At 42.3% G+C, this 21,074-nt stretch carries 10 protein-coding genes; 9 read left to right on the top strand and 1 reads right to left on the bottom strand.

Annotation, left to right across the window (positions count from 1 at the left end; translation table 11 throughout):
* Window positions 1-50: 50 nt before the first annotated feature.
* The 4 genes from FL972_RS04720 to mobC all read left to right on the top strand — a co-directional run bounded on the left by FL972_RS04720 (window position 51) and on the right by mobC (window position 5,731).
* Window positions 51-1,721 (top strand): DUF6035 family protein, encoded by a 1,671-nt coding sequence (locus FL972_RS04720; protein ID WP_144603936.1) that lies wholly within the window; start codon window positions 51-53, stop codon window positions 1,719-1,721.
* Between the two features lie 347 nt (window positions 1,722-2,068).
* Window positions 2,069-2,458, top strand: coding sequence for a plasmid mobilization protein (locus FL972_RS04715; RefSeq protein ID WP_144603935.1), 390 nt, complete (start codon window positions 2,069-2,071; stop codon window positions 2,456-2,458).
* Window positions 2,443-3,717 carry a relaxase/mobilization nuclease domain-containing protein gene (locus FL972_RS04710; protein WP_144603934.1) on the top strand — a complete coding sequence of 425 codons (1,275 nt, stop codon included), beginning with the start codon at window positions 2,443-2,445 and terminating at the stop codon, window positions 3,715-3,717. Before FL972_RS04715 ends, FL972_RS04710 begins: the two co-directional genes overlap by 16 nt.
* Window positions 3,718-3,787: 70 nt before the next feature.
* Window positions 3,788-5,731, top strand: a complete 1,944-nt coding sequence (gene mobC, locus FL972_RS04705) for a conjugal transfer protein MobC (RefSeq protein ID WP_250161285.1) — start codon at window positions 3,788-3,790, stop codon at window positions 5,729-5,731.
* Between the two features lie 80 nt (window positions 5,732-5,811).
* Here mobC and FL972_RS04700 read toward each other — a convergent pair whose 3' ends face one another.
* Window positions 5,812-6,225, bottom strand: coding sequence for a helix-turn-helix domain-containing protein (locus FL972_RS04700; protein ID WP_144603932.1), 414 nt, complete (start codon window positions 6,223-6,225; stop codon window positions 5,812-5,814).
* Between the two features lie 281 nt (window positions 6,226-6,506).
* Between FL972_RS04700 and FL972_RS04695 the strand changes: the two genes are divergently transcribed.
* The 5 genes from FL972_RS04695 (at window position 6,507) to FL972_RS04675 (ending at window position 20,438) form a co-directional block, all read left to right on the top strand.
* Window positions 6,507-8,093, top strand: a complete 1,587-nt coding sequence (locus FL972_RS04695; RefSeq protein WP_144603931.1) for a T9SS type A sorting domain-containing protein — start codon at window positions 6,507-6,509, stop codon at window positions 8,091-8,093.
* Window positions 8,093-9,595, top strand: coding sequence for a T9SS type A sorting domain-containing protein (locus tag FL972_RS04690; RefSeq protein WP_144603930.1), 1,503 nt, complete (start codon window positions 8,093-8,095; stop codon window positions 9,593-9,595). The genes FL972_RS04695 and FL972_RS04690 overlap by 1 nt, the downstream gene beginning before the upstream one ends.
* Window positions 9,596-9,605: 10 nt before the next feature.
* Window positions 9,606-13,355, top strand: coding sequence for a S8 family serine peptidase (locus tag FL972_RS04685; protein WP_186299998.1), 3,750 nt, complete (start codon window positions 9,606-9,608; stop codon window positions 13,353-13,355).
* Between the two features lie 231 nt (window positions 13,356-13,586).
* Entirely contained in the window at window positions 13,587-15,140 is a 1,554-nt protein-coding gene (locus FL972_RS04680; protein ID WP_144603928.1) for a T9SS type A sorting domain-containing protein, read from the top strand.
* A 24-nt stretch (window positions 15,141-15,164) separates the two neighbouring features.
* Entirely contained in the window at window positions 15,165-20,438 is a 5,274-nt protein-coding gene (locus FL972_RS04675; RefSeq protein WP_144603927.1) for a T9SS type A sorting domain-containing protein, read from the top strand.
* Window positions 20,439-21,074 lie beyond the last annotated feature (636 nt).

The following is a 21,074-nucleotide window of genomic DNA, read 5'->3' as shown; positions in this document are numbered from 1 at the left end:
ATGTTCACAGGGATAGAAAGCAGACTGTTTTTAAATCCTAAATCCAGGTCATGGTCAAGCTGAACAGGTCAATCAACATAGCTAAAATTAAAGAGACTGGTGAAGTAATAATTGCTGATGAATGTTTCAAAGAAGCAAAGGAGGGTTTCAGGTACCGGAAATTATTTCATGAGAAAGAAATAAGTTTTGAATGTCTTGAATGTGGACAGGACCTGAATATTTCCCGTAGCAGTTTAGACAGGGTTTACCTCAGGCATAAGGCTAATCATGAACCCTGTTTTCTCTCCGACAATGAGTTGGAAGATTATCAGCTGGAAGAATATGAAAGAGCTGTGGCGGCAAAAGAAAGTGACCGTCACAAAGAACTGAAATGGAAAATTGGAAACCGGTTAATGCCTGTACCCGGAGTTGAATCGGGTTCCGTTGCAGTTGACAACAAATTTATCGTAAAGGAGGACGGTCGTCGTAAACCTGACGTGTATTGCCGGTTTAAGGGAAAAGAACTGGTATTTGAAATCCAGTTATCCGAACTTTCTTTAGCGTATATTCTAAGCAGGCACAATTTTTATCGAAAACATGGTATCTATCTCATCTGGATATTGGATACCTATGATGTCAAGAAACAGGGGACGAAAGAAAAAGACCTGAAATACCTATCCAGCCACCAGAATTTTTTCAAACTGGATGAATCGGTCCAGGAGTTCAGGTTGATATGCGATTATAAGTTCTCTTTCCTGACTGATGACAATGAACTGTTATCCAAATGGCTGGACAAATCTATATCCCTGCACCAGTTAAAGTTTGAGGAGGTTTCCTGGCAGTCCTATTATTTCGATTTTTCCCGCCAGTTAGCTGAACTGGAAGAGCAACAAAAAATCAAAAGAGACGAAGCTCGGCTTGAAAGAGAGAAAAAGTTATTGGAGCAGCGTGAGAATAATACCAAGGTTAAGATTACCGGCATAGTCCAGGAAATTAAAAGACTAAAAAAGGCCCGGGCTATTGATTTTAGCGAAGTCACAAATGAGATAGAAGGCCTGGACCTACATGAGCTCAAAGCTTTGAATGTTTACCTTGGTTTTAATAACCCTGAGAGATACAAGGTTCCACCGCTTTTTAGTTGGGTTGATGAAGCTGCTTCCATCGGGCCATTTTTTTTGATCTTCATTTTAAGGTGCGCTGAGATTGAATTGGATGTACAAGGTTCAGCTTCCTCCGGAGAATCTTTGTTTACAAAAGTGATTTCTACTTTAAATACGTATAGAGATACTGTGGTAAAGCTTTTGTTTAAACGTGGATATAACCTTACTGAAGCTGACAGGGAAATATACAAGGCGAAAATGGGTATTCAGGGTTCTGACGGACTGATGTCGTACGAGTTTTGCAACAGGCTCACTAACAGGTTACTGGTAGATGATGTTAGCAAACATTTTAAACTGCTTCTTATCTTTGAATCCATTCATCTCGGGCGGGTTACCGGATTTCATTTCGGTGATGATAACTGGGTAGCTTTCGCCAATAACGCCATCGAGTATTATCCAAAATATTGGGCAAGGATCGAATCTGCTTTAAAGCAGTCAGAATTATGGGAAACTTTGCACCAAAAGGATAAAAAGAAGACTTTCCTGAAAAAACTGGAGTCGTGGGAAGCCAGCTCCCCCGTGCAGGCGGAAGATGCTTTTGACGTGGTTTTCGACCTCTTCCCTCATTTTTGTTTTGGGTAAAATCTGAACAGAACTGTCATCTTGTTCCCCTATCAGCAGCCTGTTTAGAATTTATACAGGATAGGTTTATCACACCCTGCCTGCCTATTTTTGTGACACAGGCTCAAACTTCCCCCTTTACTTCCAACAATTGCCACCCCTGTAAATGCCTGCATGGACATTGGGAAAGCTCCCGTGACTTTAAAATGCCTCCCTGGAATTCTTAAAACAGTGGGGATTTCCTGTGTCCTCTGAAATCGGCAAGATGTACGGTTGTATCACAACCGGGACTTTAGCCCTGCACTCCGAAGTCGTGGGCTTTGATGCTGTAAAATGTTGAGATTGTTGAATTGTGAAAATGAACTGTGATGAAGGAGAAGAACAACAATAGAAATAAGTGGCTGCACCTGCGCCTGAACGGTAAAGAATATGAGCAGATCCAAAAGGGATTTGCCACTACCATCTATGATAAAATAAGCGACTACGCCAGGTGCCTGTTGCTGAAAAAACCTGTGATTGCCGGTTATAAGGATACCACCATGCAGGACATACTGGCAGGGCTGACCGCACTGAGAAAAGACCTGCATGGCGTGGCGGTGAACTACAACCAGGCGGTGAAAAAACTGAATGCACTGGGGAACCTGGAAGCAACTTCTTACTTGCCACAACTGGAAAAAGAGCATAAAAAAGTCTTGGTTACACTGCAGTCTGTTGATGCGCTCATCCATAAAATAACCGAGAAATGGTTGCGGTCATAAAGACAAGCGGTGCGCTCAGGAGGCCTTTCCATTACAATGAAAACAAGGTAAAAGAAGGGCTGGCGGAGTGCCTGATGGTTCAGAATTACCCTATAGGAAAGGATAATATTACCGAGGAAATGCGGTTAAAAATGCTGCTGAAAATGGCGGAACTCAATACCCGCACTACAGTGAATGCCGTCCATATTTCTTTGAATTTCGCTCCCGGAGAAACTATAGAAAAGGTAAGGTTACAGGAGATTACCAAGGAGTATATGCAGGGTATCGGCTTCGGAAACCAGCCTTACTTAGTCTATAAACATAACGATGCCGGGCACCCGCACCTGCATATTGTCACCACCAATATAGAGCTGGATGGTAAGCGGATCCCTTTGCATAATATCGGTAAACTGAAGTCTGAACCAGCCCGTAAAGCGATTGAAAAAAAGTATGGTTTAGTCCCTGCGGAAGCCCATAAAAAGCAGTTGTTTACGCCCAAGCCTGTTTCGGTTTCTAAGGTGAATTATGGTAAAACAGAGACTAAACGTGCCATTGGAAATGTATTGCAGCATGTACTGAACAACTATAAATTCACTTCCCTGCCGGAATTAAATGCGGTCCTAAAACTCTACAATATAACTGCGGACAGGGGCGGTGAAGGTTCCCGGATCTTTAAGCATAAAGGCCTTGTTTACCGTGTCCTGGACGAGTCCGGGAATAAGACAGGCGTACCTATAAAAGCCAGCAGTTTTCATTTTAAACCCACTCTACCGGCAGTTGAATCGAAGTTTGTGAAGAATGAATTGGGCAGGCAAAAATACCTGGCAGGCATCAGGTCAGCCATTGATATTGCCCTTTTGAAGCGCCACGGAATCACACTGGATGAACTCGTAGCAACCATTGAAAAACAGGGGATCAGCACCATAATCCGCAGAAATAATGAAGGGAGGTTATACGGGATCACCTACATAGACCACCGGACAAGGAGCGTGTTCAACGGGAGTGTTGTGGGTAAAAAATACAGTGCCAAAGGTATCACGGAACGGTGTGGGACATCACTAAACGACACTGCACAACAAGTAGCTCCATTGTCCTTTAAGTCGCAGGCTACAAAGGAATTGGAGCAGGATAACCCTGATAGCAACAAGGGAACGGGAGGCTCCCAGGCATCAACTGAAGGCATGATTGACGAGGTAATTACCCCTGAAGAAACGTACAGCCACGTCCCATACGAGTGGCGCAAAAAGAAGAAAAAGAAGGGTAAAAGGATTTCTAAATAAGCTATAAAACAAGGAGGAGACGGGTATGCAGACAGGAGAAAACGAACAGGCTTTAAGGAAGATACTGGATATGACCAGGCTGATGGGGATAGTGGTACTGGCCTTACATTTCTATTATTACTGCTATGCGGCATTTGCCGAATGGGGATTAGTTTCGGGTTTTTCAGATGGGTTACTGGCTAATATTTCAGGTACGGGGCTGTACCGGGATTTCCATACATCCAAGCTGATTGCATTGGGTATGCTGGCCATTTCCCTGTTGGGTGCCAGGGGCAGGAAGGATGATAAACTGGGTTATAAGACAGCCTTTGCTTATGCCATTACAGGCCTGTTATTATACTTCTTTAGCTACTTCTGCCTGTTCTTAGAAGCGGATAGGAAGCTGGTGGCATTGGTCTATATGACGGTTACTTCCATTGGCTTTTTATTGGTGCTTTCAGGCGGCACTTTGCTTTCACGCATCATCAAAAACAACCTGGGTGCTGGCGATATTTTCAATAAAGAAAATGAAACATTTCCCCAGGAAGAACGGCACCTTGAGAATGAATATTCTATCAACCTGCCCGCCCGGTATAACCTGAAAGGGAAGCTCAGAAAGAGCTGGATCAATATCATCAACCCCTTCCGTGCCCTGATGGTGTTAGGTACACCAGGGGCGGGAAAGAGCTATTTCGTCATCCGGCACATCATTACACAACACATCCGAAAGGGCTTTTCCATGTTTGTATATGATTTCAAATTCGATGATCTGTCGGTAATAGTTTACAATACATGGCTGCAAAACAAGCACCGTTACAAAGTTGTCCCGGAGTTTTATGTCATCAATTTTGACGACCTGACCAGGAGCCACAGATGCAACCCTTTGGCACCTTCGTCTATGACGGATATTACCGATGCGGCGGAATCAGCACGCACTATCCTGATGGGTTTGAACAGGGAATGGATCAAGCGGCAGGGGGATTTTTTTGTGGAATCGCCTATCAATTTCCTAACGGCGATCATCTGGTTTTTGCGTAAGTATAAGAACGGGGAATACTGCACCCTACCCCATGTCATTGAGCTGATGCAGGCTGATTATGATAGCCTATTCACCATTTTAAGAGTGGAAAAAGAGATTGATGTGTTGATCAATCCATTTGTCAACGCTTACCTCAATGATGTCATGGAGCAGTTGGAAGGTCAGATAGCTTCAGCCAAAATATCCATGGCCAGGCTGTCTTCCCCGCAGTTGTATTATGTGCTTTCCGGTAATGATTTTACATTGGATATTAATAATCCTGATGAACCCAAACTTGTCTGTATGGGCAATAATCCCCAAAAGATACAGATATACGGGGCGGTACTTTCACTGTATGTAAACCGTCTTGTAAAGCTGGTCAACCAGAAAGGAAAGCTGAAAAGCAGTTTGATTTTTGATGAATTCCCTACCATATACCTGAATGGTATAGACAGCTTAATTGCTACAGCCAGGAGCAACAAAGTAGCAACAACATTGGGTATTCAGGACCTGAGCCAGCTAAGAAAAGACTACGGAAGAGAGCAGGCGGATGTCATTATGGGTATAGTCGGCAACATAGTTTCAGGGCAGGTAATAGGCGAAACGGCACGGCTTTTATCCGACAGAATAGGTAAAATCATGCAGGACAGGCAAAGCCTGTCAATCAACAGCGGGGACACTTCCGTTAGCAAATCCAGGCAATTGGAATCCGCCGTACCCCCTTCTAAAATATCGGCATTGTCATCGGGAGAATTTGTCGGGATGATAGCGGATAATCCCGATTGTAAGATAGATCTGAAAGCGTTTCATTGCGAAATTATCAACGACCATGAGTCTCTGAAATCAGAGCAGGACAAGTACCAGTCCATACCTGTAATCAGGAAAATTGACCAGTCCATGGTTAATAGGAATTACATGCAGGTACGCCAGGATATACAGGATATACTGCGTTCCGAATATGAGCGCATGGCTGATGACCCGGAGCTGAAATACCTGATATTGAAGAAACAAAAATGATAAAAGCCCGGCTGATTGTCGGGCTTTATAAATTAATTTTGATAAGGTGTTTGTGTATTGGACTATAACGAATCGGGTTGTTATTTTTTAAGAGACTTCAACTGGTCTTCCAGCAATTTTATCTTGCTGCGCTCGGTTTCCAGCATACGTTCATAGAGGTTTTTGTTTTCTTCAAACAATTCTATCAATTTGTCTACTGGGTTGAATGAAGGATTAAACAACAATCCATTCAATGTAGAGTTGTCATGAAATGCGTTGGATATTATATTGACCGCAGCTTCTTCATTGAAGTTTCTTATCAGTTCTGTACTTACACCAAGTACCTCTGCGATACGATTTAGCTTTTCATCGTCAATATCTTCACTTTGTTCCATTCTTGAAATAGCACCTTGGGTAACACCGAGTTCTGCAGCTACCGTTTCCTGCTTAATACCTTTCAATATGCGAATGCGTTCAATTTTCTTTCCTATATGCTGTTTATTTGCAACGGCCATAACTTAAAATGTATGTGAAAAGTCATAAAATATGATCGTTTGGTAATAAAACATGAGTGAAAATAGTACTTTTTTCACATTTAACATGCTATCTTCGTTTTGATAATGCCATTTTTTGAGGATAATTCAATTCAAACCAACAACACCTCATAAACCTACTATCAATACTTCCTATCTCTCCAGTACTTTAGGCAAAGTACATTATGGAGGAATGTTATAAAAGCCAACCATCCCGGTTGCCGGGATGTCAATATTTATAAGCTATTAACATTTGGCAATCCATGAAGTCGAATTTATTATATATAATATTGCTGATATTTTTTCATGAAGGGGTATATGCCCAGGTGCTCGACAGTAGTTTTGGAACAAACGGCGTAGTTCTAATGCCATACGATATAAATGTCAGAGATGGCAATTCAGAGATTATTTCAATAGCACAACAATCTGACGGCAAACTCATTGCCGGCGGTAATTCTTTCGATTATGTAAGCTCATTCGTCATTGTTAGGTATTACGAAACAGGGATTGTTGACAGCAGTTTTTATATAAACGGCAGGGTTTCAAAGGATTTTGATAGTTGTAATTGGAATGATTTAAAGAAAATATTAATACAACCAGATGATAAAATAATTGCAGTTGGTACTGTGTCTGATTTATATGCCACAAACCGATATAATCAACTCGGAGTTGCACGGTTTACAGCAGATGGTTATCCTGATAGTACTTTTAACGGAAACGGTGAATTAAAAATTGATATTCAGACTTCAGCAGGCCACGGAGCTAAATGTAACAATGCAGCGTTACAAAATGATGGAAAAATTGTCTTGTGCGGAGTTGTTGAGAGTGGGAGTGTATTTGTCATAAGATTAAATAGCGATGGTAGCTTTGACAGCACATTTAATGATAGCGGCAAGATTATAGTGCAGAATAGTGCATTTACTAATTTATTAGATGTGACTGAGCTTACTCATGTGTTGGTAACGCCAAATGATAAGATACTCACAAGTGGATACATCTTTCGACAGACATCTCCAAAAGAAACAATATTGTTGCAATTTAATAAGGATGGAACACCTGATTCAACATTTGGGATAGATGGGAAAATGCAATCAGGTTTTGGTAATTATGTTGGCAGTATCAATGGAATAGATTTACAACCTGATGGGAAGATTATTGTTGCTGGTCGAGGGTCTTATTGGGGAAATTCAACATTTGCACCATATTTCGCTCGTTGTCATGCTTATGGTGCAATAGATAGTAGTTTCTACTATAATGGAAAAAACAATACAACAATACAAAACTTGTGGACAGAATTGGGAGCCATGACAATAGATACTTCAGGCAAAATATATGCAGCGGGATGGACTACGGACTTCGATCAAGTAAACAGCGTAATACTAATGCGTTATACCAACGATGGGCAAATTGATAACGTATATACATCGAAAGGAATTTTAACAGATATTGGTACACTCCGAATACGGAGTATGCTTATTCAACCTGACGGAAAATTAATAGCAGCAGGATTTTTATTTGTGAATTCATCTGTTTCTAACTTCATTTTGCTCCGATACCTACAATCGCCGCTACACATAAATAAAAGTGTAGTCACTCAAAAGGCTATTGACATTTACCCCAACCCAGCTACTGATAAACTTTATATCGCAGTCAGAAATCTCACGAGCAATAAATCATTACAATATACCATCATTAACACCTTAGGTAAAATAGTCCAAAAGGGACGATTGTCGCAAGACATTGAAAATAAACCTATCGATATCTCATGTTTGAATGCAGGTACATATATGTTTTGTCTTGAAATTTCAGGAGATATCACCGTTTCCAGGTTTATAAAAATTGATAATTAATGACCGGTAAAAGGAATGCCATATTGGCGAATTTGGTCGTGTTTTTAACATCCGTAAGTAGTCTGTCTCTACATGCCCAGGTCCTCGACAGCAGTTTTGGTACAAATGGTATTGTTGTTATGCCATTCGACCAAAGTAGTGGGGGAGGTATAACAAGTGTTGTTCAACAAGCTGATGGAAAAATCATTGCAGCCGGCGGTGCAAAAAGTTCTTTTGCAATGATACGTTATCATCTTAATGGAACAGTTGACAGCAGTTTCGCTTCTAATGGTAGGTTAATCAAACAGTTTAATGGACATTTTGGTGGAGCCAATAATGTATTAATACAACCTGACAACAAAATAATTGTTTCAGGAACAGCACTGGGTAGTAATGAAAATTTCGCGATTGCCCGATTCGATCAGGATGGCACACCAGACCTTGATTTTAATGGAACAGGCGATGCCGTCATTGACATATCGAGTAGTGACTACTGTTACGGAATGGCGCTTCAGCCCGATGGTAAGATTATTTTATGTGGTGAGAGGAGCCTTATGCCGAATAATGCAATTGTTGTAATAAGGTTAAATCCTGACGGAACAGTAGATTCGGCTTTTAACAATGGTCAGGGCATCTTCTATGGTCAGTATGGCATCTGGTCAAGCAGGTTAAATGAAGTTATTGTGAAACCTGACGGTAAAATAATTGCCTGCGGCAATGCGAACAATAACAATACTGATTTTCTCTTGATACAGTTACTGCCCAATGGACAATTAGATTCATCCTTTGGTACTAATGGGGTTGTTGTTACACCCAACACTGGATTTGGTCATGATTTTGCTTTGCAGCCGGACGGAAAGATTGTAATAGTAGGCCGGGATGTGGCCACAGGTGGGCATATGGTACGCTATATGGCCGATGGCAGCATTGATAATAGTTTTGGCACTAACGGGCATGTGTTAATTACCCATCCCTTAGGGCGTCCCGGTCCGGAACAGGTAGAGATAGATAAGGATGGGAAAATATATGCGGCGGGATACATCGACACTGGAAATGAAGAAATCTACCTGGTGCGGTTTAATGCCGATGGAAGTATAGATAACACGTACGCCCACTACGGTATAATTACTTCGTTAAGCCCACAACAAGAACGTACGCATGCCATGCTTATACAGCAGGACGGCAAGATATTGATGGCAGGTTCTGTTTCGGTCAACTTCTCTGGAAACTTTGGAATGCTTCGTTTCTGGCCTTTTCCATTATCAGTAAATGAGACTAACAACAAACAAGATTTTAAAATTTTTCCCAATCCTGCAACCGACGTATTATATCTTGATGATGCCAGATTTGTAGAGGATAGATATATATATACCATTTTTAGCAGTACAGGAGAGGTACTGCAGGCAGGGGTATTATTAAGCCCTCAAATAAACATTACAAATATTCCCAAAGGAGTATACATAATTCAAATAATTGACCGCAAAAGCGGTTCTACAACCTATGCCCGTTTTTGTAAACTATAAAAATTTAAGCATGTACAAAATCTCATTATGGATTACGGGGCTTTTCGCTTGCCTCTGCTTAAGCGTATGCGGCTTTGCCCAGGGCGGCTCAAGTTTCTCAACATTTTTCGTTACTATTACTGATCCCAGCTACGAGCCTACGGTACAAACTGCACATGGTGGAAGCGGCGTAACGGTTACCTTCAGCGATGCAACATTGGGTGGTGTTGCTGACAATTATACATTTAGGCAATTTCACAGAGCATTTCCCAACACGCAAAACTCCAACCTCCAGGATGTGTTTATTGTTGAGGTCAATTCAATACATTTTATGTATGAATTAATGGATTACAGCGAAGCTTATTTTGCCAATGCGCATCAGGCAAGTTTCGTGAAATACTTTATTGATATAACAGATCCCAATTTTGTACCTGATTTTCAGGTTAATAACTATGTGTCAACAGTGACATTTACTCAGCCAGACCTGAATGATATAGCGGCAGATTATAGTTTTACAGCCTTTCACCAGGCGTTTCCCAATTCGGCAGACCCGCTACAGGCCAACCGCTATTTTGTAAGCGTACATTCAGCTGATTTTATACAGGACTTATTAAACTACCCTGGTGGCATTTTCGCCGTAGCGGAAGAATACCGTCCTGTAAAATTCAGGGTGTCCATCACGGACGAGGATTATTTACCCATGTTATCCATGAGTTTTACCGGCCAGTTACAACTTTCGTTTCAACAGCCTGCATTACAAGCCATATTCAATAAATACACTGTTTCGGATTTCAGCCAGTTTTATCCTGAATCATATTTTAAAGATATGCGGGAGGTGTATTACATAAAATGCAATTCTATGGCCTTGCTCGATGAATTGATTTCTTACAACAGTACTGTTTTCCCCAGTGGCGGCCAGCAGCCGGATATAGAACCGTTGCTGACTCCGAATGAGTATAATGGACAGTACCTGACCACGTTCACTACACAAAATAGGCATCATAATTACCTGGAATTGATTAATGCGCGGGATGCCTGGGACATTGTTGACAATTGGGGCATTAGCGGCGACTCAGTGCGGATAGGTGTCAGCGATTGGTATGTGCATACTCAACATCGTGAAATAAAACGGTATGGACAACCGGGTTCAAAAATCAGGGAGTACGGTAACAATTCATCCAAATGGGTATTTCCTGGTAAAGAAAACCATGGTACGGCTATTACCGGTGTACTGGCAGGGGCAACGGATAATAATCTTGGTTTGGCAAGTATAGGTTATCATAGCCAGGTGGGCATCCGCCCGCACGATTCCGCAGAACATGCGGAGCCCAATTTGAGGCTCTTTGCAAAAGAGGGCTACCGTGCTGTAAACTGTAGTTGGACATATCCCTGGTGTAAGCTGGCAACAGACAATCAGGATCATAATACCTTTCATAGCGTTGTATATAAAGATGAAGAGTTTTATAATGAAATGTACGAGCGCGGTATGTCAATGGTATTCGGGGCCGGCAATGGCGGAGATAGCGTTTTAAATCCTGGCACTTGTAACTACACTAGTTTCAAATTTCCCGCTTCGTACGACCATAATATTTCCGTTACTTCAGTCGGCAGCGATTTGGATGCAACCTACGTTGATACAGTCATGCCACCACAAAACCCCGGCTATCATAGATCTATAAAAGATGTGCATGACCATGTAATTTATGATACATCAGGCACGGTTTACCCCGGCGACTACGGCAAACCTCATACCCATAACAACAATACCCGTGTAGACATATGCGCACCTGGTTATACAGTACATGTGCTGGATTACGACCACACAAGACCTAACGATACCAACCTCTACAAAGCCAATTTATCAGGCACTTCCCTGGCCGCACCATTGGTTACCGGCACTATCGGATTATTACTAGCAAAAAATCCATGTTTGACGCCATTTCAAGTAGAATGGATACTGAAAACAACCGCAGTTGATACTATTTACAATATTTCACATAATCTAAAGTATGCTAATCCAAAACAATTAGGGGCCGGTAGATTAAATGCCGGTAAAGCTGTTTTAAATGCACAGGAAAATAGTTTTGATTGTAACAACCCTCCACAAGGCGCGGAAGTTATGTATATCGAAGAAATAAAGATCAACCATCGATGCTGGAGTAGCCATTCCGCTACGTTAACCCCGGTTATAATAAATGGTAACGGCAATTATAAATACAGATGGAAACCTATATCTAACAATACTGTTTCATTAAGTAATGAGTACGTAGCCAATCCCACCATACCAGTGCAAAGCGATTCTGTGTTGTACTATATGCTTACAGTGACTGAACAGGGCACAGACATACCTCGCGTCGCTAAGAAAAGAATACGAGTTAAATTAAAATCAAGCGGTTGGGACTTGGCTATACGCGATGGGTATGGCGATAAGTATAATGAACCCAATGATATGGCGGACCTAGATACCAGAGATTGGAATATCTGGAATAGCCCCGATATTTGGAACAATACCTTTAGTACTGGCCAGGAGCATGAGAATCCCGATTATTCAACTACAAACGATAACCACCTGCGCATACGTATCAGGAATGTCGGTTGTCAATTTTCACCTGCTAATACAGCCATACTGAAAACCTACTGGACGATAGCTAGTACCGGAGAAAAATGGCCCGGAGACTGGACTACAAATATGATGATGGGAACAATCGACAGTGTACCTACAGGCCGGGAAATTCAACCAACATCCACAATTTACATACCCTCATTGAACGTTGGCCAAGACACAGTATTAACAATAGCGTGGAATCCTCCAAATCCAGCAGACTATACAACAAATCCTGATAATCAGGTTCCGCTATGCATACTTGCAAGAATATTAGATAATGCCACTCCTCCACATGGGTTGAATGAAAAAACACACCCTGATGCATCCCATTTAAAATACAACATATTACAGAACAATAGCATCGCCACAAGAAATATGATGCTAGTGGATTATAATTATATTGTTCGTTCTCATACTCTTACGCCTTTCATAGCAAACCCCCAGCCCGATGCCGGTGTTTTCAGTTTGCAGTTTATGACCTACCGTGATGTAAGCAGGCACTTGTCCGGCGACCTTTCAGCCTATATGTATGGAGTTATTCATTTGGGTTCTTTGTACGACATCTGGATGGATGGAGGTGCGATGGGTAATGCAGTTATCCTTGACTCCTCGGCTAAGACTGTATTATACGACCCTTCTGTACCATTGCGGCTTGATAATCTGTTTTTAGGTACCAACGCAATGATACCCATCGATGTAGAGCTAAAATTACGCGACGGAATAGATGTACCGAAAAGAATTGAAAATGCTGAAATTTATATGAGGCAAACACAAACAATTATTCATGATGATGTCGAAGGTTTTGAAGAAGTTGAAGAAGTTTTAGGCGGCATTATATTCTCGGTAACAATTGATACTATGACGGATTCACAAAATAAGCCGGGCAAGTCAGCTACTACCCCCATTTTGGAATCTTCAGAGAAGTATGTAAAAGTTTACCCTAACCCCGCTAAGGATTATGTTATATTCGAGTACAGCGTACCAGAAAATAGCACTATCCTGACATTGTCCATAGCCAATATTGCAGGACAGGAAATTCAAACAATTAAACTATCTAATAACAACAATGGGTATACTCGTTGGACGACTGGTGATAACCCGCCCGGCGTATATATATACAAATTGTATAGTGGAAATACTGCTATTGATGTAGGACGGATAGTAATTGCCAAATAGGTTTTTCATCGCAATACCATGTTAGCCCCGCCTTTTTAGGCGGGGTCTTTTAACTATTTCTAGCCATACTAGAATCTAAAGCCTACAAATTATTATTAAATAACCAAAGGGGAAAAACACCCATTTTTCGTATATGCATATTCAGTATCTTTAGTATGCTTTAAACCTTATTCTTGTACAACCCTTCCGTAGCAATTATTATTTGTTTGATTCTTAATATAAAACTAAAGAATGAAAAAGATTTATGTTTTTCTGCTATTACTAATTGCGAACGGTATCTATGCACAAATACCTGAACCCGTAATCCTATACATGGAACCTAAACACGGGGAAGGAACTGAACAGATTCATAACAGGGCATATCCAACTTTTGATGGTAATTTTTTTATAGGAATAGGAACAGCATCCCAAACAGGCGATTTTCAAAATTTTTGCCTGGGCCAAAAAAATAAGGTGGTTTACACCAAATATAAAGCAGATGGATATTCCATCGAATGGACCGACTGCTATAGTGACGGATTTGGGATAATTGACCGCCTACCAAATGGGGAGAAGATTTTATTCGGGAATATGGGTAATGATTTCCAATTACGTAAAGACGATGCAAACGGAAGTACAATCTGGACAAAACAGTACGGGGGAAGCGCAGGAGAACTTTTTAAGGATATCATATCTACAGATGACGGAGGCTACATAGCGGTATTTCAAACCAATTCAAACGATGGGGATGTGGGCTCACACTATGGTAACCAATTTACAATGGATATTTGGGTAATGAAGGTGGATAGCAATGGAGATAAGGTATGGAGTACAGTATTAGGTGGTAGCCAGGATGAACGACCTACATGCATCGTCCCTGTACCAGGCGGAGGATGTTATGTGCTAGCCTATACATTATCAAATGATAATGATTGCATCACCAATCATGGTAATGCTGATGTGTTTGTTGCACGTCTGGACAAGAACGGTAATAAGAGTTGGGCAAAATGTTTTGGCGGCACCGGTGATGACGGTGCAAGAAGCACAGGCATACCCTCTGCGTGGGGCGTACCTGATGGAAAGGGAGGTGTATTAATTGCAACAACAACATATTCTGCTGATGGTGATATTACGGATCACTTAGGGAAGGCGGATTTCTGGCTGCTAAATATTGACAGCAGCAACAATATTCTTATGAATGTCTGTTATGGCGGCCTAAATTCTGATGAGCATGCACAAACTATATGCAAGGCATCAGACGGTAGTCTTTGGATGGGTGGCACATCCATTGGCAATAGTGGAGGTCAAGTTGATAAAAACTATGGTGGTTATGACGGTTGGCTGGTGCATACAGACGGCATAGGTAATTTTTTAAGTGCTAAGGTATTTGGAGGACCAAATACTGATGAAATAACAATGCTGCAACCGTTGAATAACGGATTAGTATTAGTGGGGGGAACATACTGGGCTGCCGGAGGTACGGTACCGGATACTTTTGCCGGAGGGGCGACAGATGTATTTCTTGCTCGTATTGCGCCTTGGACTACACACATACATGAAGAAGGGCAAATCGTTAACGGCAAGCTCTTTGTCTACCCTAACCCGACCAACACAATTGTACACATCCAGTTGAATGGCACCACGAAGGTGCGGAATGTAAGTATTTACGACATCTCAGGTAAACGTATTTATAGAAGCAACTCCATGCCTGACAGTATTGATGTTAAAGATTGGTCAAGTGGAATTTATACAGTCGAGGCAAAAACTACCGAAGAAATTTTTTCAACTAAAATCATCATTAATTAATTTTTTCAATAAACACTTTAGCTTATGAAGAAACTACTATTGCTGTTATTGTCGATAGTACCGATTATAACTTATGCACAGGGCGAGGCGCTCATCGTCAGTTCGTCAAATATTTCCTTTGACTCTGCGGCAACCTTTACAGTTTCGCAGATGCTGGAGGCCAATCCCAACGATACAACTGAAGGCGGCGATCTTAGAGCCTTTAACAGGTGGGTAAGTTTCTATCGAAATCGTGTTCCTCTGAACGCCCCCGCGAATGTGAATATCATGGAAGAATTAAGCAGTGCTTTATTCTACTATATGAATAACTTGGATGCATATTGTAATAGCGACCCTAATATGTATACAGGCGACTGGTCACTGCTTGGGCCAAACAACAATTATTATGGTGTACTCGAGCGTCAGGGGCGAATTGATGCAGTATGGGTGGACCCCAATGACATGGGGTATATTCTGGCAGGCAGTAATATGGGCGGCTTGTGGAAGAGTACAGATACCGGTCATACATGGGTGAATATTACCGATCCTTCACCCACGAATAATTCGGTTATACCAGGTACTATGGGAGCCACCAGAATAGCCGTCAACCCTTTAGGGAGGGATACAATATATATTTCCCTCGGTATAATGGGTACGCTCAGGAAACACGGTGGCTATGCTATGGGACTGATGTACACACATGATGGTGGCCAGACGTGGCAGGTAGACGCAAATTTTCTAAACGCAAACCAGCAATCAGATATAGCCTATTATGAAAAATGGGTGCGACAGGTGAAATATATGCCCGGTACAGGGGAACTATTTGCTATATCCAACAACAAGGTACTGCACAAACCCACCGGTATTTCGGGCTGGTATGATATCACGCCTTCAGGATTGAGATCAGGTTGTCTGTTTACGGATATAGAGTTTTCTAAACAATCTCCTGGAAAGATAATTGTGAGTACCGACGCGAAAGATGATACATGTAGCCTTTGGGTCATAAACAGCACCGACCAAAGCCCCCAATGGCAGGAATTGAAAATTACTATGCCTGCACCGTCTGTACAATTAGACGGGGACATGATCGTTGATCTCTCCATTTCAGCTACAGATATAGCCTATTTAAATATAGAGCGAAGAAGGAGCAGTACAAATAAAACCCTTGTTATGGCGCTTGCAACTACTCCCATAAATACGGTCAATCTTAATATTATCAATAATGAGTTTAATCTCATTAGTGTAAACCCTTTCACTGGTGACACGTCACGAGTTCCTTTTGAATTTATTGAGGTCTCGGAGGCCAATGACGATGTTATTTACGCAGCTAACCACGATGGTTTCAACAGTTTTTATCGTTCAGTCACTGGTGGCACTTTTAACTCATTTACCAGTATCAGGGGTGCTACTCATGCTGATGGGCGATGTATATTTATATACCATGCTGATACAGCAGCTAATGGAATTAACGATATCATATTCGGTGGCAGCGATGGAGGCGTAGTGATGAAAAGGTCCGGCAATACAAATTTTGGAAGTATCACCGGCTCAGGTCTTGCTGTCACACAACTGTATGGGTTAAGCAATACTGAAGCCCACGAAGGGTTGGTTATTGGCGGTGCACAGGACAATGGGGCTGTTACTTATATCCGTGACCGAGCTATTCCCTGGGCTGCAAGTGTCGTTGGAGGTGATAACTTTATGACCAAATTCGCCAACGGTAGCGTAACACATGCTTATACAGAAGGTAATCCTTACGATGATATCTATAGGGTGGAATTTTATCCAGGCACCAATTCAACTTCAGGTGGCATCGGCGAAGGGAATCCTACGGACTTTGGCAATCCAACCTGCGAATATTGTCCGCAGAATACAGTTCAAAGGCCGTTATATTTCGATCCTGACAATGAGGCGTTTGCGGGATATCGGCAAGTATGGACAAAGCCATTGGGAAGCGGCACATGGGGTGAGGCTTTTGCTTCATTTCCAAGGCTCGATAAGACCCGCAGTTTTGCTATAAGCGAGCCTAATAAAGATACTGTATATATTGCTTTTGAAGATGGGGCTGATGGTGATCCAAGCCCACCCAATGGTAACAGCATAGGCAAATTATTCAGGTCAGTTGATGCTCATCTTGCTCCTCCAAATGGCGTACCCACATGGCAGAACATCACACCGTCCCATGTACAATGGAGTGGCATCACTAGTATAGTTACTGATCCTCGTACAATGAAACGCTTATGGATTTCATTAGGGAATGTAAACTACGGAACTACCTCTTATAGCCCTGCGAACTCCGCACATAGAGTTCTGTATAACGGTAATTACGGCGATGCAAATTCATGGGTTGATATATCACGAGGGCTCCCCCCGGTGCCAGTTAATAAACTTCTGTATTTGGAGGGCTCAGACGATATTTTGTTCGCAGGCACAGATGCTGGTGTATTCCGCTGGAATAAAACAGACTCCACCTGGTATTGTTTTAATACAGGCCTGCCGCCTGTTGTAGTGAATGACATGGAGTTCAACTACTGCGCAGGCAAGCTCCGTATTGCCACTTTTGGGCGCGGTGTTTGGGAAACACCAGCATTTGATAATAGTTATGTTTCCAGTCCTTCAAACATTATAACGTCAAACACAACCTGGGTCAGCACACGCTACCTAAAATCAGGTATCAAGGTAGCTAATGGTGCAACACTCACCATCCAAAATACAGGACAAGACCAGACCGTTATTTTCATGCCTAAAAACGCCAGCATCATTGTAGAACCCGGTGCACAGCTTGTGGTTAATGGTGCTCGTCTTACCAACGGCTGCGAAGACTGTATGTGGAACGGCATACGTATTGTCGGCCAAACTAATCAAATGCAAACTACAACCAACCAGGATAAAGTGTCGTTGCTCAATGGAACTATAATAGAACATGCACGGATAGCTGTTGCCAACTATGGCCCAACCACTGCAACTAATACCAATACAGGAGGGATTATTGTAGCTGCTAAAACTACTTTCCTCAATAATGCTTGTGCAGTGTCCCTGCAACGGTATGTGCATCAAAGTTGGAATAGCTGGTCAGCCCTACTGAAAAACTACCAGGCTTCATTTTCGGAATGTGACTTTATCATCAACGATGATTTCAAGGGAGGCACCACCGATAGGTTTTTGACGCATGTCGCCATGAACGAGGTAGATGGCGTCCGTTTCAGCGCATGCGGCTTCTATAACCGCAATACTTCTACTTTATATAGTAATGAAGGAGACGGTATCCGTGCCGGCAATAGTGGCTTCAGGCTAACTAGCGTTTGTACGGGTCTTACATTCCCGTGCAGTTCCTTTAAAAGAAACCAGTTTACGGGACTGCGTACCGGTGTGTGGACGCAACATGACCAAATGCGTGCCATGTATGGCGTTTCTGTTGACATGTCCAATTTCGATAGCTGTACTGTTGGCATTCACTCTAAAGGCCAGCATTTGATGACAGCTATACGTGATAGCTTCCGCCTGGGCTATGGCAAAACAACCTTCCTTGATGATTTCGACTGTCACAAGAACATAGGTATCTGGACGGAACATAGCTATTACCCCCATATAGAGGATAACCATTTCGAGGGCTTTACGCATGGCGGGCAGCATATGTGGCACGAAAATATCGGAACAATTACAGACAATAGTCAGGAATATAACAAACAAATATACCGCAATACTTTCCTTAATCTTGGTAAGGCGTGCTTCGCCAGGGGGGTCAACAGAGACCCATTTACATACGGGGCCAACATTCCCACGGGGTTACGCTATTACTGCAATACATTTAACAATAATGCATTTGATATTGCGGTAAGTAAAATGAGCATGCACCCAAGTACTACTGTACAGAGCATTGCATATAACCAAGGGTCTTCGGGTCAATCGGCAGGTAATGAGTTCCTGGACAGGATCTCGGTAAACCACCTTATCAATAGCGGGAATGGGTTATTCAGCTATTATCAAACTACCGGCAATTATGTGCCCATCGCTAATCCTAATTGGCCATATAATTTCTGGGCACCGATTAGCACCAGCAACGCACACTCCTGCTTCCCAACCGGTGTTGTTCCCACTGAAGGCGGCGTTGGAAATAATTTTCCGGTGAGCAATAGTCACCTTAATGACATCAAGGCAAGCTTTCGTATCGCAAAAGACAATAAAGAAACACTGGCAGGAACATTAGCTTCGTTGATGGACGGGGGTGATACGGACGCACTACTCAGCTACATCAGTAGCAGCACACAGGCGGACACTCCAGCGTTGCGCACCACATTATTGAGCTACTCGCCATATCTGACCGCTGAAGCACTTACCGCAGTAGCCGATGTCAACATCTTGCCCCAGGAAAACCTGATACAAGTGCTAGAGGCCAATCCTGAAATGCTACTGAACGAAGAATTGCTCGAACACCTGGAGTACAATATACCCAATCCACTTTCCGGTGCCCAGATAACTCAACTTCGTACAGCATCGGAAACCACCACAGCACGTTCGGAAACACATGCTGAGCTAGGAGACTATGCCATGCACATGGATTGGTATGGCAACATGGTACTGATGCACTATCTGTTTGATACGACCTCAGATGACAGGGATAGCATCCCTGTATGGCTGGACAACATCAACACGGTGCGCGCTATGTATCTAAAGGCAGCCTTCTATACTTCCGAAGGCGATTATACTACTGCCCAGGAAATACTGGGTAATATCCAGGAAACATTTGAACTTGATACTGAAGAAAGCGATGAGCATCTGCTGTATATGGATGTTTGGGATTTAGTGAAGTCTGTTTATGATGATAATAGGCTTCTAGCACAGATGGACCTGAGTGAAATTGCCGAACTGGAAAGCATCGGAAGCAATCCATTGTCGACTGCCAGATTAATCGGTACAACTGTAACAGTACTCCTGGATGAGCCACAGCCCCAATTCAGGTTACCATGTACTATTATGTATGAGGAGCCTGGCAGCAAGCCGGGAAAAAGAACTGATGAGCAGGAGCTAGCTAAGAAAAAGTACCACAAACAGATGGCAGCGGGTAAGAATAATATGATAAAGGCGTATCCTAACCCCGCTAAAGACTTCGTGGTGTTTGAATATAAACTGCAAGAGAAGTCTGGTAATACATTGCATATTACCAACACTACCGGGCAGAAGGTCAAGGAAATAAAACTTGACAATTTCAGCAATAAAGTGGAGTGGGAAACACAATCTATTCCGGCAGGTGTATATATCTACGAGTTGAAAAACGGTAATATGTCTATTGATGTGGGTAGAATAGTAATTACAAAATAGGGTGTTCATTTTTAACACCATGACAGCCCCGCCTTTTCAGGCGGGTTTTTTTAAAATTATCTTAACAATTTGCCAAAACAGGAGTTTGTAGGTTTGGATAAGCGCTAAGGTGTTTTCATGAATATCAATATTGGTTTAAGGCTGGTCCGTTCCCGGGCCGGCGTTTTTCATTCCATTTATAGGCACTGAAATTATAGGCACTGAAATGTTTATAATGGAAATGTCAGTAATACGTTTCAACCATTTCATAAAAACAACGTTATTTTTAATTACGCATAGGGGCAAATGAGGGGTGACCCTCAAAAGAAACACCCAGCATGGAAACGTGCGGGGTGTTTTCTAATCTGTTGAAACTGCATCATATATCAAGCTTTGATCTCTACACTTAGAATACTGCCGACCTTTTAAAACCTTGCTGCTTCCATCAAGAAAATCGCAACTATAGGAAATAGCTACATCCCCTTGCCTACTTTTCAATGAGATACTTCGCATCCAGAACAGCTTTTAAATCTTCATTAAGGTTCGACTTTATGCCGCTCCACCCTACTACGAAGCCGGTCAGAAATGATCGGCTTTTTTTCTGAAAGAGAAAAACCAGAAAGTGGCCTATTTAGCCATTTTCAGAACTGATAGGGC

Origin of the sequence: Algoriphagus algorifonticola (assembly GCF_007655305.1) — a bacterium.
Lineage (GTDB): Bacteria > Bacteroidota > Bacteroidia > Cytophagales > Cyclobacteriaceae > Algoriphagus > Algoriphagus algorifonticola.
Note: the sequence above shows the minus strand (reverse complement) of the source record. Positions and strands in the feature narration are given on the sequence as shown.

Bases quoted from the DNA above. Each gene is read 5' to 3' on its own strand.
- FL972_RS04720 (WP_144603936.1), top strand. From the start codon at position 51: ATGGTCAAGCTGAACAGGTCAATCAACATAGCTAAAATTAAAGAGACT.
- FL972_RS04715 (WP_144603935.1), top strand. From the start codon at position 2,069: ATGAAGGAGAAGAACAACAATAGAAATAAGTGGCTGCACCTGCGCCTG.
- FL972_RS04710 (WP_144603934.1), top strand. From the start codon at position 2,443: ATGGTTGCGGTCATAAAGACAAGCGGTGCGCTCAGGAGGCCTTTCCAT.
- mobC (WP_250161285.1), top strand. From the start codon at position 3,788: ATGACCAGGCTGATGGGGATAGTGGTACTGGCCTTACATTTCTATTAT.
- FL972_RS04700 (WP_144603932.1), bottom strand. From the start codon at position 6,225: ATGGCCGTTGCAAATAAACAGCATATAGGAAAGAAAATTGAACGCATT.
- FL972_RS04695 (WP_144603931.1), top strand. From the start codon at position 6,507: ATGAAGTCGAATTTATTATATATAATATTGCTGATATTTTTTCATGAA.
- FL972_RS04690 (WP_144603930.1), top strand. From the start codon at position 8,093: ATGACCGGTAAAAGGAATGCCATATTGGCGAATTTGGTCGTGTTTTTA.
- FL972_RS04685 (WP_186299998.1), top strand. From the start codon at position 9,606: ATGTACAAAATCTCATTATGGATTACGGGGCTTTTCGCTTGCCTCTGC.
- FL972_RS04680 (WP_144603928.1), top strand. From the start codon at position 13,587: ATGAAAAAGATTTATGTTTTTCTGCTATTACTAATTGCGAACGGTATC.
- FL972_RS04675 (WP_144603927.1), top strand. From the start codon at position 15,165: ATGAAGAAACTACTATTGCTGTTATTGTCGATAGTACCGATTATAACT.